The following is a 12,399-nucleotide window of genomic DNA, read 5'->3' as shown; positions in this document are numbered from 1 at the left end:
TGAGATGGAAAGTTCACGGCCCTTGTGGCGCGTGGTCCGGCCCGTGCTCCTCGCGGCTGCCGCCGCGACCTCGTGGCTTGCCATCTCGGCCACGGCAGCCTCTGCCGACTCCCCCACCGACCGAGGGCCGCTCGCCGGGCAGGTCCTGTCCACCGTAACGGCGATCGCCGCTCCCGATGTGGCCGTCGAACTCCCGCTGGCTTCCCGGCCCAACGGTGACGCTCCCGCACCGGGGCTCCTCTCCGTGGTGCCGAAGCTGCAGCCCCTGGCCGGTGGGGTGACGTCCCGGGCGGATGCCCTGGTGGCAACAGTCCCGGTGGCCGACGTTCCGGTGGTCGGTTCGGCCCTCATGCTCCCGCCGCTGACTCCGGTCACAGACCCTGTCCTGGGCCTTACGGACAGTGCCGTGTCCGCCGTCGTGGTCTCCGCCGACTCTGCCGTCGCGTCCGTCGTCGACGGCGTGGGGCCGGTCCTCGGCGCCGTGACCGGGCCGGTTGCCGCCGTCGTCACGCCTCCGGCGCTGCCCGCCGTCCCGTCGGAACTGCCGGCACTCCCATCGGAACTGCCCGGCGGGGCTGCTGTGGCGGCAACCCTCGACCCTCCGGCCGAAGCCGTTACAGGCAGCACCCAGAGCCCTTCTGCGGACATAGAGCCTGCCCCTGCCGCTTCGGCCGCGGCCCGGGACGCCGTCGCGGCGACGGTCTCCGCGATACCCTGCACGCAGCTTGCGGCGCCGAACCCCGCCGAAACCCCGATGATGTCCCTCGCCGATGATCCGGCCGATGAGTGGGCGCCGGGCGCCCCGGACCCCGCACCGGGGGTTCCCGGCAGCGGCTCGGGATCCGGCGCACCCTCCGGCGGTAACGCCAACCCTGCCTGGCTCTCCAGCTTCCGGCTGCACCTTGCGGGCGCCCTCAACATTCCGGCGCGGGGAGACCTGCTCGCGCCGCCCTCCCCGGTGTCCTTTGACCCGGGGTCGTCTCCTGACTAGTTGAGCCCTGCCGCGCCCAGGCGCGGCCACGGCATCCACGGCCCCAGCGGCCGCTCAACCACTCTTTTCAGGAGACTTAGTCATGCATCAAAACCTTCGCCGAGGCCTGCTCGGCACCCTCTTCGCCGGCGGCCTGCTGGCCCTCGGAAGCACGGCCGCCTCAGCGGCCGACACGACCACCACCGGCTCGGACGGACTCCTTTCCGGCGCCCAGGTCACCGCGCCGATTTCGATTCCGGTCAATCTCGGGGCGACGTCCCTGGGACTGCTGGGCGACTCCACCGCGACGACCGGCGGGACCACCACCGGGGCCGCACCGGCGGCTCCCACCGGATCCACGCCCACCGGAGCAACCTCCACCACCGGGGCGGACGGGATCCTCTCCGGCACCCAGGTCACTGCACCGGTCACGGTCCCGATCAACCTCGGCGCCACCTCCGTGGGCGCACTGGGCGACTCCACCGCCACCACCGGCGGAACCACTACCGGGACCGCACCGGCCGGATCCACCTCCGCGGGTCCGACGACCACCGGGGCGGACGGAATCCTCTCCGGCACCCAGGTCACCGCACCGGTCACGGCGCCGATCAACCTCGGCGCCACCTCCGTGGGCGCACTGGGCGACTCCACCGCCACCACCGGCGGCGGGACCAGCACCGGTACCGCGCCTGCGGCGCCTGCCGGAGCAACCTCCACCAGCGGGGCGGACGGGATCCTCTCCGGCACCCAGGTCACTGCACCGGTCACGGTCCCGATCAACCTCGGCGCCACCTCCGTGGGCGCACTGGGCGACTCCACCGCCACCACCGGCGGCGGGACCAGCACCGGTACCGCGCCTGCGGCGCCTGCCGGAGCAACCTCCACCAGCGGGGCGGACGGGATCCTCTCCGGCACCCAGGTCACTGCACCGGTCACGGTCCCGATCAACCTCGGCGCCACCTCCGTGGGAGCACTGGGCGACTCCACCGCCACCACCGGCGGGACCACCGCCGGGACCGCACCGGCCGGATCCACCTCCGTGGGTCCGACAACCACCGGGGCGGACGGAATCCTCTCCGGCACCCAGGTCACCGCACCGGTCACGGCCCCGATCAACCTCGGCGCCACCTCCGTGGGAGCACTGGGTGACTCCACTGCCACCACGGGTTCCGGCAACACGGGCCAGGCAGCAGCGGGCCCCGCATCGGGTCCTGCCACGACCGGCTCCGGCGGGATTCTCTCCGGCACCCAGATCACCGCGCCCATCAGCGCGCCGATCTCGCTCGGCGCCACCTCGGTGGGCGTCGGTGGCGGCTCTGCGGCCACGACGGGCAACCCGCCCACGGTCACCCCGCCGGTCGTGACTCCCCCGATGGTTACCCCGCCGGTCGTCACACCGCCATTGGTTACTCCCCCGGCGGCGGAGTCGCCTGCCGCCGTCCAGCCCGGAAACCAGGGCGCCACCGGCACCTCGCAGGGCATCGTGTCCGCCGCTTCAGCGCCGTCAGGTGTCCCCGCCGGGGCCACCACGCTCGCCTACACCGGAGCCAACGCCAACGCATTGTGGCTCGCGGGCCTGTTCCTCGGCGCGGGACTGCTGATGTTGCTCGGTATGCGGCTCAAGCGGTCGGCCTAAGCAACGGCCCCAGTAAAGGACTAACCGTCCTGTGAGCTGTCCGGGGACGCCCCATGGCGTCCCCGGACATCCGCGCGCACAGGGCCAGCCAGGCTCCAGCGGTCACGAATACGCCCGGCGGAGCAGGCCCGGTAGAATAAGCGTGCAAGCTCGCGGAGCGCCCGAACCACGCCGTCCTGGAACATTCCTGTTTCATCACAGCGGGACCGGCGTGAGACGGCACCACTCCGCTGCGCCCTTACCCAACGCTCACGCACAGGAGTTGCCGGATGCCCCGGATCGTTGTCGACGTCATGCCCAAGCCCGAGATTCTGGACCCGCAGGGGAAGGCGATCGTCGGAGCGCTGCCCCGCCTCGGATTCACCGCCTTCAGCGGCGTCCGCCAGGGCAAGCGTTTCGAACTCACCGTCGACGGCGAGGTGACCGAGGAGATCCTGGCCCAGGCCCGGAACGCCGCGGAGACCCTGCTCTCCAACCCGGTGATCGAGGATGTCGTCAACGTCGAGGTCGTCGAGGCCTGAAATGACTGAACAACCCCTGATCGGCGAGGCCGTCGCGATCGCTGCCGAGCCCCGGCTCGCTGGCGCGAAGATCGGCGTCGTCACCTTCCCCGGCACCCTCGATGACCGCGACGCCGCCCGCGCCGTCCGGCTCGCCGGCGCCACCCCCGTGGCCCTCTGGCACGCGGACACCACCCTGGCCGACGTCGACGCCGTCGTGATCCCCGGTGGTTTCTCCTACGGCGATTACCTGCGCGCCGGCGCGATCGCCCGGTTCGCCCCGCTCATGTCGAAGATCATCGACGCCGCCAACTCCGAGGCCCGCCTGCCGGTCCTGGGCATCTGCAACGGCTTCCAGATCCTCACCGAGTCGCACCTTTTGCCCGGCTCCATGATCAAGAACGACCACTTGAAGTTCCTCTGCCGCGACCAGGTCCTCCGCGTGGAGAACACCGCCACGGCGTGGACCGGCGACTACACCGCCGGCCAGGAAATCACCGTTCCGCTGAAGAACCAGGACGGCCAGTACATCGCGGACGAGAAGACCCTCGACGCGCTGGAAGCCGAGAACCGCGTGGTGTTCCGCTACGTCGGCTGGAACCCCAACGGCTCCCGCCGCGACATCGCCGGCATCACCAACGAGGCGGGCAATGTGGTGGGCCTCATGCCGCACCCCGAGCACGCCATCGAGGCGGGCTTCGGTCCGGAGAACGGCTCCGGCACCGAGGGCCTGGGCTTCTTCACCTCTGTCCTGAACAAGATCGTGGGAGACAACAAATGACCGAGACCCCCGCCGTGGCAAAGCCCGCGGAGTCCGGCAAGAAGTTCAACATCGACACGGTGGAGAACGCGGCCAGGACCCCTGACACCGAGCTGCCCTGGGCCGAGCTGGGCCTGAAGCAGAACGAGTTCGACGAGGTCGTCAAGGTCCTCGGCCGCCGCCCCACCGGCGCCGAGCTGGCCATGTATTCCGTCATGTGGAGCGAGCACTGCTCCTACAAGTCCTCCAAGAACCACCTGCGCCAGTTCGGCGAGAAGGTCACCGAGGAGATGAAGAAGGACATGCTAGTGGGCATCGGCGAGAACGCCGGTGTCACCAACCTCGGCGACGGCTGGGCCGTGACCTTCAAGATCGAGTCGCACAACTCGCCCTCCTTCGTGGAGCCGTACCAGGGCGCCGCGACCGGCATCGGCGGGATCGTCCGCGACATCATCTCGATGGGCGCCCGCCCCGTGGCCGTCATGGACCCGCTGCGCTTCGGCGCGATCGACCACCCGGACACCGCCCGCGTCATGCACGGCGCCGTGGCCGGCATCGGCGGCTACGGTAACTCCCTGGGCCTGCCGAACATCGGCGGGGAGATGGTCTTCGACTCCGTTTACCAGGGCAACCCGCTGGTCAACGCCCTCGCCGTCGGCGTCATGCGGCATGAGGACATCCGCCTCGCCAACGCCTCCGGCAAGGGCAACAAGGTTGTCCTGTTCGGTGCCCGCACCGGCGGCGACGGAATCGGCGGCGCGTCCGTGCTGGCGTCCGAGTCCTTCGACGACACCAAGCCCTCCAAGCGTCCGGCCGTGCAGGTGGGCGACCCGTTCGCGGAGAAGGTCCTGATCGAGTGCTGCCTGGAGCTCTTCAAGGGTTCCCTGGTGGAGGGCATCCAAGACCTCGGCGCTGCGGGCATCTCCTGCGCCACCTCCGAACTGGCGTCCAACGGCGACGGCGGCATGCAGGTCGAGCTGACCTCCGTGCTGCTGCGCGACCCCACCCTGACCCCGGGCGAAATCCTGATGTCCGAGTCGCAGGAACGCATGATGGCCGTGGTCACCCCCGAGAACGTCGAGGCGTTCGAGGCCGTGATGGACAAGTGGGCCGTGGAGTACTCCTGGCTGGGCGAGGTGACCGACACCGGCCGCCTGATCATCACCTGGGACGGCGAAGTGATCGTCGACGTCGACCCGCGCACCGTCGCCCACGACGGCCCGGTCTACGACCGCCCCTACGCCCGTCCCGAGTGGCAGGACTCCGTCCAGGCGGATGCCTTCACCGGCTCCGTGCAGGATACCGGCCGCCCGGCCGCCCCGTCCGAGCTCGCTGCGGCCGTCACCGAGCTGGTGGCCTCGCCGAACATGTGCAGCAAGGCCTGGATCACCAACCAGTACGACCGGTACGTCGGCGGCAACACCTCCATGGCGTTCCCGGACGACGCCGGCGTGGTCCGGGTCGACGAGGAGACCGGCCTGGGCGTGGCCCTGGCCACCGACGCCAACGGCCGCTACACCTACCTGGACCCGTACCAGGGCGCGCAGCTGGCCCTGGCCGAGGCGTACCGCAACGTGGCCACCTCCGGCGCCATCCCGATGGCCGTCAGCGACTGCCTGAACTTCGGTTCCCCCGAGGACCCGGACGTCATGTGGCAGCTCGCCGAAGCCATCCGCGGCCTCTCCGACGCCTGCATGGAACTCGGCATCCCGGTCACCGGCGGCAACGTCTCGCTCTACAACCAGACCGGCACCACCCCCATCCACCCCTCCCCCGTGGTGGCGGTGCTGGGCAAGCTCGACGACGTCGCCCGCCGCACGCCGTCGGGCTGGCGTGAGGACGGCCAGGCGATCTACCTCCTCGGCACCACCGGTTCCGAACTGGACGGGTCCGAATGGGCCAACATGCGCGGCCACCTGGGCGGCCGGCCGCCGAAGGTTGACCTCGCCGCCGAGCGCGAGCTGGGCCAGATCCTGATCAACGCCTCCCGCGACGGCATGGTGGACTCCGCCCACGACGTCTCCGAGGGCGGCCTCGCCGCGGCCCTGGTGGAATCCTCGCTGCGCTACGGCGTCGGCGCCCGGATCTCGCTGCAGGACGTCATGGACCGCGACGGCGTGGACCTCTTCACCGCGCTGTTCTCCGAGTCGCAGGCGCGCGCCGTCGCGGCCGTGCCCCGCTCGGAGGAGATCCGCTTCAAGGACATGTGCACCGCCCGCGGCTTCGCGCACGTCCGGATCGGCGTCGTCGACGCCGAGGGCGGCACGCTGGAGATCAACGGCGTGGACACCCTGAGTCTGGACGCGCTCCGCGAGGCGCACGAGGGGACACTGCCGAAGTACTTCGGCTAAGGCCCAACCACCGCCTGAACTGAACGGCCGCCCTCCTCAGGAGGGGCGGCCGTTCGGTTTTAATCAAGGTCGCGCGTCAGGCGGTACCCGGCATCAGCGGGTCATCGACGCCGGAGGCGTGGCGAACGGGGCGCCGGGATAGCGTTGCGCCGCGGCGTCCATCAGCCGGCCCCACTGGCCGCCGGCGATGTCCGCGCCGTCCACGCCCACGTAGTAGCGGCCGTTGATGGTGATGTCCTGGTTCACCCAGCGCGGTCCGATGCCCTGGTAGCTGCCGAACCAGGACGCCGTGGCGATCCCGGAGGTGCCGCCCACGGTCCAGGTCATGGTGTTGCCGTCCGTGGTGCCGGTCTTGGCGAAGATGTCCGTGGCCTTGGAAACCGGGATGTTGTAGCCGGAGCCCCGGGTCAGCACGTTCTTCAGCGCGTAGGTCACCCCGGCCGCGACGTTCGGATCGATGGCCTGCTGGCAGTGCGCGTCCGGGACCGGGTACGTCTTGCCGTGCGGGCCGGTGACCGATTCGAGGGCGATCGGGTCGCAGTGCTCGCCGCCGGCGGCGAAGGTGGCGTAGGCGTCGGCCATGGTCAGCGGTGCGACGTCCTGGGTGCCGATCAGGCTGGCGATGCTGGAAACGTCGTAGGGCTTGTTGGTGTGTCCGTCGGCGACGCCGGCCGCCGTCGCCATTTTCTGGATGTTGCAGAAGTCCAGCTGCGCGGCGGACTGGAAGGTGATGGTGTTGATCGACTGGTAGAGGCCCTGGAGGACGCTCATCCTGACGTAGTGGTCCGCGTCGTCGTTGGGCAGGAGGTGCGTCCCTGCCGCCGGGTCATAGGATCCGGTGGTGCGGCCGCAGGAGTTCTGCCAGGGGTAGCCGGGCCGGTAGAGGCGCACCGCGCCGTCCAGGACGGTGCCCATGGACTTGCCGGCGCGGAGCCACTCGGCGAAGACGAACGGCTTCATGGTGGAGCCGATCTGGAAGCCGCCGGCGCCATCGAGGGGCTGGCCGTTGGTGTCCCGTTCGGGCAGCGCGAAGTTGCCGGTGTAGTTGCCCGGACCAGCCGTGGGGTTGTAGTTGGTGTTCTGCGCCATGGTCAGGACCTTGCCGGTGCCGGGCTGGACGCTGACCAGGGACGCCCCGCGCTGCAGCGGGTCGGTGGCGGACATGGAGGCGTTGACCTGGTCCTGGGCCACCTTTTGCAGCGCCGGGTCCAGGGTGGTGCGGATGGTCAGGCCGCCCAGATAGAGCAGCTTCTTCCGGGCGTCCTCGTCGGGCCCGAAGGCCGGGTCGTTGAGGATCAGCCGCTGGACATAGTCGCAGAAGTACGGCGCGGAGACGGCACCGGCGCAGCCCTGGCTGGCCGGGTGGACGTTGAGGCCGATCGGGGCCTGCACAGCCGCGTCGTGGTCGGCCTGGCTGATCTTGCCCTGCTGGAGCATCTTGTCCAGGACCTCGTTGCGCCGGGACACCACGTGGTCCGGCTGGGTGAGCGGGTCGTAGTAGACCGGGCTGTTGACGACGCCGGCCAGAGCCGCCGCTTGCGGCAGGGTCAGTTGCGCGGCGCTGACGTTGAAGTATTCGTGGGCGGCGGCGTCGATCCCGTAGGCGCCGTTGCCGAAGTAGACCACGTTGAGGTAGCCCTGCAGGATCTGGTCCTTGGAGTAGGTCTTCTCCAGGGCAATCGCGAGCTTCATCTCCCGCAGCTTGTCCCCCACGGTCTTGGCGTAGCCGAGCTTGACGTCCTCGCTCTTCCCCTGCGCCACCAGGGACTCGATGATCATGTTGTTGACGTACTGCTGCGTGAGGGTGGACGCGCCCTGGCGGCCGCCCTGCGCGGTGGCGACGAGGGCGCGCAGGATGCCGGTGGTGTCGATGCCGCCGTGCTGATAGAAACGGGCGTCCTCGATGGCGACGATGCCGTCCTTGATGAAGGGGGACATCTTGTCCAGGCTGACCGGCGCCCGGTTCTCCGCGTAGAAGGAGGCGATGACGGAACCGTCGTTGGCCAGGACGGTGGAGGTGGCCGGCGGGGCGTTGAGGTTCAGGTCATCGGGGAGCTTGTCGAACATGCCGATCGAGTCGCTGACCACCTCGCCCGCCATGGCGGTGGCGGGGATGAAAAGACCGGCCACCAGCACGCCGCACACGGTCCCGGCCGCGATGAAGGCCAGGACCGCACGCCAGAGGGATCGCCTAGCGGGCATCGGGATGTTCCCGGGTCGCGGGGGCGGTCTCGGCGTCAACGGCGGCGGTCTCGGTGTCGCCGGTGGAGGGGGCGTCAACGGCGGTGGGGGCGTCAACGGCGGATGGCGCTTCCACGGCGGGAGGCGTGTCGGCCGCGGGAGGCGCGTCACCGCCGTCGGGCGCGGCGCCCGGGATTGCCACCGAACGCTTCCGGCGGAAGGTCAGCAGGAAGCCCGCCACGCCGCCAAGGAAGATCAGCGCGGCCACCCAGGTGTTGACCCGGAGCCCCAGGATCAGGTTGGCGTAGTCCGAGCGCATCAGTTCGAAGGCGAAGCGGCCCGCCGTGTACCCGGCGACGTAAAGGGCGAACACGCTGCCGGCACCGAGCTTGAACCGCCGGTCCAGAAAGAGGATGAGGAGAGCCACGACGACGCACCAGAGCGATTCGTACAGGAAGGTCGGCTGGAAGTAGCCCAGGACCACGACGGCGCCGGAGGGATCGGTGACCGCGTTTCCGGCGGCGTCCATCTGGTGGATCTGCAGCTTCCACGGCAGGGTGGTGGGGTCGCCGTAGAGCTCGTTGTTGAACCAGTTGCCCCAGCGGCCGAGGGCCTGGGCAAAGAGCACCCCGGGCGCCACGGAATCCAGGAAGGCCACGAAGGACACCCCGGCCCGGCGGCAGCCGATCCAGGCGCCCACGCAGCCGAGCGCGATCGCTCCCCAGATGCCTAGCCCGCCATCCCAGATGGCAAAAGCATTCCAGGGGTTCCGGCCGGGCAGGAAATACAGCTCCGGGTCCGTGATGACGTGGTAGATCCGGCCGCCGATGATCCCGGCCGGGACCGCCCAGACGCAGATGTCCAGGACCTGGCCTGGCAGGCCGCCGCGGGCGATCCAGCGGCGGGACCCCAGCCAGATGGCCACCGCGATGCCGGCCAGGATGCAGAGGGCATAGAAGTGGATGGTCAGCGGTCCCACGTGGAAGGCGCTGACGGTCGGGGACGGAAAAAACGAATCTCCGGCGGTCATGGCGGTCCTGTCTAAGAAGTGCGCGGCACGGTAATTGGTTCTGCCACAGAACTATTCTAGGTCTGACTGTATCCGGCTAAACTGGGCGGATGATGAGGGCCGTGGAATCCGTACCGGAGGCAGCGGCCCGCCGGGACTCCGGCGCGTGGTCCCTGACCGGCGTGATCACCCGCCTGCGCAGGGTGCTGCGCTCCAGCGTGCGGCAGGAGTTTCCCTGGGAGGCGCTGCCGATGGCCCAGGTGGAGGTCCTGCAGCGGCTGGCCGAGGAACCGGGAATCGGCGTGAGCGGGCTGGCTTCGCGGCAGCGGCTGGCCGTCAACACGGTGAGCAACCTGGTCCAGCAGATGGTGGTGTCGGGGCTGGTGGAGCGGCTGACCCGGCCGGGTGACCGGCGTTCGGTGACGCTGACCCTTACCGAGCGGGGCGCCGCGGTCCTCGCCGCCTGGCAGGACGCCAATGACCGCCGCCTCGGCGACGCCCTCCGGCGGCTGCCCGATTCCTCGCAGCAGGCCATCGAGGACGCACTTCCGGCACTGGCCGCCCTGGCCGCCCTGCTGGAGGCGGACGACCAGGATCCCGACGGCGGCGGCCTGCCTTCCCGGGACCCCGCGCCCTGAGGCCGTGCGCCGGGCCTAGTCGTCGCTGCGGAGTTCGCGCTGGCGGGCGCTGAGGAGTTCGACCTCCGGCCGGGCCGCGACGAAGCGTTCGACGGCGGCCAGCACCTCGATGAGGTGGGCGCGGTCCGCGGCGACCAGTCCGGCGCCCACCAGGGCCCTGCGGTACTGGTCCTGGTACCCGGCCTCCGTGACGGAGATGTCGAAGCGCCGCTTCAGCTCCGCCAGCAGCGGCCGGACCACGGACCGTTTTTCCTTCAGGCTGTGCACGTCGCCCAGCAGAAGGTCGAACTCGATCCAGCCGATCCACATGGCCCCAGCGTAACGCCCGGGCTAGATGGTGAGCTCGCCCATCCGGTCCCAGCCGTCGCCGTCGATCTGGCGGCTGATGATCCGGGGCGTCTCCACCAGGGCCTGGGGCATGTCCTCCATGGCCTTTTTGAAGTGGGCGCTGTTGACGTGGTCTCCGGCGGCGTCGTCCTTGAAGGCCTCGACGAGGACGAACTCGTTCGGGTCCTCGACGCTGCGTGACCACTCGAACCAGAGGTTGCCGGCTTCCTTGCGGGTGGACGTGGTGAAGTCCTCCACGAGGCCGAGCCAGCGCTCGGACCAGTCGGGCTTGACCTTGAATTTGACGACGATGAAGATCATGGACGGTCCCTTTCGGTACGGATACGGTCTTTCAGTATTTCAGTTGGGCCGGTGAGCAGGCGCCGATGGCGGCCCGGGCGATCTCCTGCTGCCGGGGCGTGCCCACGCGTTCGGCCCACTGCTCGGCCAGCTGGAATTCGACCATGGCCTCGGTGCAGCGGCCCGCTTCGTGCAGCGACCAGCCCAGGTTGTTGTGCAGCGCCACCAGCCACCGCCGGGTGCGGTCATCGCCGGCGGTGGAGGCGTACTCGAGGGCGCTGCGGGTCCAGGTTTCGGCGTGGGCGGTGTCCGCGATGGCCAGCATGTGCAGCGCGTCCACGGCCAGGAAGTCCTCGCCGAGGTGGTCCGCGAGTTCCGCGGCCTGCTCGAAAAGGGGAACGGCCATCTCGGGGTGGCCGCCGGAGTTGAGCACCCGTCCGCGCTCGAGCAGGACCCGCACCGCCACGGTGGGTTCGTCGGCGTCGACCGCGTCCAGCAGTGCGTCAGCTTCCTCGTACCGGCCCTGCAGCCCGATCGCCCGGCCCAGCTGGGTGGCAAGTTCGGCGCGTTCATCGGCGTCGAACGCCGGGTCCTCCAGTGCCTCCCGGAAGCGGGCTTCGGAGAGCCCGGGATTGTCGAAGTTCCAGATCAGGTCCAGGTTCTGTTGGTTCAGCATCCACTCACTCCTGCTCGGTTCACGCCGGCGGCCAGTTCCTGTGCACTCCTAACGTACCGGGAAGTGACCAGCCGGCGCGCCCGGTCCGTGACGGGGCGGCCGGCGGCGTAGAACCAGGTGGACGGGACACCGAAGGCGGTGATGGTGATCAGCACCCGGCCGGCCTCATCCAGCGAGATCTCGAAGGACTCCTCGCCCCGGACGGGGTGCCCGGGCAGGGTGCCGTAACCGAATCCGGCCGACTGCGGGCCGGCCCCGGGGCGGGGCGGGTGCACCCAGACCACCTCGCAGGGGGCGTCGACGCGGAACGGGCCGACGCCGAAGCCGCTGACCACCCGGACGCCGGGGGCGACGTCGGATTCGGCCCGGACCCGCAGACCCGCGCCGCGGTGCAGCTGCCAGGTCATCAGGCCGTGCACCGCCCGGCGGTAGGCCGCCTCCCCGTCGCCGATGTGGGCCCGGGTGACGATGCCGTGGCCGCCTGCGGGAAGCCGGCCGCTTTCGGTGGCACCGACGCCGGAATAGGTCAGCTCGCCCGCGGCGATCCGGTCCCCGCCCCTCACGGCCGGTCCCCGATCCGGTCGTTGCCCCGGTCTCCACCCCGTGCCAGCCGGGACCAGCCCAGTTGCGCCTGCTGGGCCCGGCTCAGGGTGGCCACCACCAGGTCGTAGGAATCCTCCACCATGTCCCGGATCATGTCGTCCGGGAGCGCACCGTCCAAGCGGACGCCGTTCCAGTGCCGCTTGTTCAGGTGCCAGGCTCCGGTGATCTCGGGGTGCACCTGCCGGAGCTGTTCCGCGAGCGCCGGTTCGCATTTGAGGCTCACGCTGAAGTCCTCCGGGTCCATGGCGGACAGGGCGAAGACCTTCGCCTGGTGCCGGGCCCCGCCGGCAATGGCGGCGCGGACCTTGAACACGGCCGTCTCGGGCCCGAACGGGTAGTCCTCGAAGGCGCCGGGGAAGCCCAGGCAGATCTCTCGCAGTGCGTCCGCGTCCATGGTCCGAGCTTACGTCCGGGCACGGACATCGGGCAGCCCGAACCCGGGAGGCCA

At 70.2% G+C, this 12,399-nt stretch carries 13 protein-coding genes; 6 read left to right on the top strand and 7 right to left on the bottom strand.

Annotation, left to right across the window (positions count from 1 at the left end; all coding sequences use genetic code 11):
* The first annotated feature begins 4 nt into the window (after window positions 1-4).
* From ACFVY3_RS10740 to purL, 5 genes are all read left to right on the top strand, one after another.
* Complete coding sequence (locus ACFVY3_RS10740; protein ID WP_400159696.1) at window positions 5-991, top strand: hypothetical protein; 987 nt, start codon at window positions 5-7, stop codon at window positions 989-991.
* Between the two features lie 82 nt (window positions 992-1,073).
* Complete coding sequence (locus ACFVY3_RS10735) at window positions 1,074-2,606, top strand: beta strand repeat-containing protein (RefSeq protein ID WP_400159695.1); 1,533 nt, start codon at window positions 1,074-1,076, stop codon at window positions 2,604-2,606.
* Window positions 2,607-2,875: 269 nt separating this feature from the next.
* Window positions 2,876-3,127 carry a phosphoribosylformylglycinamidine synthase subunit PurS gene (gene purS, locus ACFVY3_RS10730; protein ID WP_290256746.1) on the top strand — a complete coding sequence of 84 codons (252 nt, stop codon included), beginning with the start codon at window positions 2,876-2,878 and terminating at the stop codon, window positions 3,125-3,127.
* 1 nt (window position 3,128) lies between these two features.
* A complete protein-coding gene (purQ, locus tag ACFVY3_RS10725; protein ID WP_400159694.1) occupies window positions 3,129-3,887 on the top strand; it encodes a phosphoribosylformylglycinamidine synthase subunit PurQ in 759 nt (252 codons plus the stop codon).
* Complete coding sequence (gene purL / locus ACFVY3_RS10720; RefSeq protein ID WP_400159693.1) at window positions 3,884-6,217, top strand: phosphoribosylformylglycinamidine synthase subunit PurL; 2,334 nt, start codon at window positions 3,884-3,886, stop codon at window positions 6,215-6,217. Before purQ ends, purL begins: the two co-directional genes overlap by 4 nt.
* 93 nt (window positions 6,218-6,310) lie before the next feature.
* Here the strand turns inward: purL and ACFVY3_RS10715 are convergent, their stop codons facing one another.
* Complete coding sequence (locus tag ACFVY3_RS10715) at window positions 6,311-8,419, bottom strand: transglycosylase domain-containing protein (RefSeq protein WP_400159692.1); 2,109 nt, start codon at window positions 8,417-8,419, stop codon at window positions 6,311-6,313.
* Window positions 8,409-9,428 carry a prolipoprotein diacylglyceryl transferase gene (lgt, locus tag ACFVY3_RS10710; RefSeq protein ID WP_400159691.1) on the bottom strand — a complete coding sequence of 340 codons (1,020 nt, stop codon included), beginning with the start codon at window positions 9,426-9,428 and terminating at the stop codon, window positions 8,409-8,411. The genes ACFVY3_RS10715 and lgt overlap by 11 nt, the downstream gene beginning before the upstream one ends.
* 101 nt (window positions 9,429-9,529) lie before the next feature.
* Here lgt and ACFVY3_RS10705 point away from each other — a divergent pair, with 101 nt between their 5' ends.
* Entirely contained in the window at window positions 9,530-10,045 is a 516-nt protein-coding gene (locus tag ACFVY3_RS10705) for a MarR family winged helix-turn-helix transcriptional regulator (RefSeq protein ID WP_400159690.1), read from the top strand.
* 15 nt (window positions 10,046-10,060) lie between these two features.
* Here ACFVY3_RS10705 and ACFVY3_RS10700 read toward each other — a convergent pair whose 3' ends face one another.
* From ACFVY3_RS10700 to ACFVY3_RS10680, 5 genes are read right to left on the bottom strand one after another with little or no spacing between them, the layout of a single operon-like run.
* Complete coding sequence (locus ACFVY3_RS10700; protein WP_290256752.1) at window positions 10,061-10,354, bottom strand: DUF503 domain-containing protein; 294 nt, start codon at window positions 10,352-10,354, stop codon at window positions 10,061-10,063.
* Window positions 10,355-10,375: 21 nt separating this feature from the next.
* Window positions 10,376-10,693 carry a putative quinol monooxygenase gene (locus tag ACFVY3_RS10695; RefSeq protein WP_377972684.1) on the bottom strand — a complete coding sequence of 106 codons (318 nt, stop codon included), beginning with the start codon at window positions 10,691-10,693 and terminating at the stop codon, window positions 10,376-10,378.
* A 31-nt stretch (window positions 10,694-10,724) separates the two neighbouring features.
* Window positions 10,725-11,348, bottom strand: a complete 624-nt coding sequence (locus ACFVY3_RS10690) for a hypothetical protein (protein WP_400159689.1) — start codon at window positions 11,346-11,348, stop codon at window positions 10,725-10,727.
* Complete coding sequence (locus ACFVY3_RS10685; RefSeq protein WP_290256755.1) at window positions 11,342-11,911, bottom strand: DUF1990 family protein; 570 nt, start codon at window positions 11,909-11,911, stop codon at window positions 11,342-11,344. Before ACFVY3_RS10685 ends, ACFVY3_RS10690 begins: the two co-directional genes overlap by 7 nt.
* Window positions 11,908-12,345, bottom strand: a complete 438-nt coding sequence (locus ACFVY3_RS10680; RefSeq protein ID WP_400159688.1) for an MmcQ/YjbR family DNA-binding protein — start codon at window positions 12,343-12,345, stop codon at window positions 11,908-11,910. Before ACFVY3_RS10680 ends, ACFVY3_RS10685 begins: the two co-directional genes overlap by 4 nt.
* Window positions 12,346-12,399 lie beyond the last annotated feature (54 nt).

The organism is Arthrobacter sp. BPSS-3, assembly GCF_044628475.1.
Taxonomy (GTDB): domain Bacteria; phylum Actinomycetota; class Actinomycetes; order Actinomycetales; family Micrococcaceae; genus Arthrobacter.
This window is presented reverse-complemented; position numbering and strand designations above follow the sequence as displayed.

Bases quoted from the DNA above. Each gene is read 5' to 3' on its own strand.
- ACFVY3_RS10680 (WP_400159688.1), bottom strand. From the start codon at position 12,345: ATGGACGCGGACGCACTGCGAGAGATCTGCCTGGGCTTCCCCGGCGCC.
- ACFVY3_RS10695 (WP_377972684.1), bottom strand. From the start codon at position 10,693: ATGATCTTCATCGTCGTCAAATTCAAGGTCAAGCCCGACTGGTCCGAG.
- ACFVY3_RS10700 (WP_290256752.1), bottom strand. From the start codon at position 10,354: ATGTGGATCGGCTGGATCGAGTTCGACCTTCTGCTGGGCGACGTGCAC.
- ACFVY3_RS10740 (WP_400159696.1), top strand. From the start codon at position 5: ATGGAAAGTTCACGGCCCTTGTGGCGCGTGGTCCGGCCCGTGCTCCTC.
- purL (WP_400159693.1), top strand. From the start codon at position 3,884: ATGACCGAGACCCCCGCCGTGGCAAAGCCCGCGGAGTCCGGCAAGAAG.
- ACFVY3_RS10715 (WP_400159692.1), bottom strand. From the start codon at position 8,419: ATGCCCGCTAGGCGATCCCTCTGGCGTGCGGTCCTGGCCTTCATCGCG.
- ACFVY3_RS10690 (WP_400159689.1), bottom strand. From the start codon at position 11,348: ATGCTGAACCAACAGAACCTGGACCTGATCTGGAACTTCGACAATCCC.
- purS (WP_290256746.1), top strand. From the start codon at position 2,876: ATGCCCCGGATCGTTGTCGACGTCATGCCCAAGCCCGAGATTCTGGAC.
- ACFVY3_RS10735 (WP_400159695.1), top strand. From the start codon at position 1,074: ATGCATCAAAACCTTCGCCGAGGCCTGCTCGGCACCCTCTTCGCCGGC.
- lgt (WP_400159691.1), bottom strand. From the start codon at position 9,428: ATGACCGCCGGAGATTCGTTTTTTCCGTCCCCGACCGTCAGCGCCTTC.
- purQ (WP_400159694.1), top strand. From the start codon at position 3,129: ATGACTGAACAACCCCTGATCGGCGAGGCCGTCGCGATCGCTGCCGAG.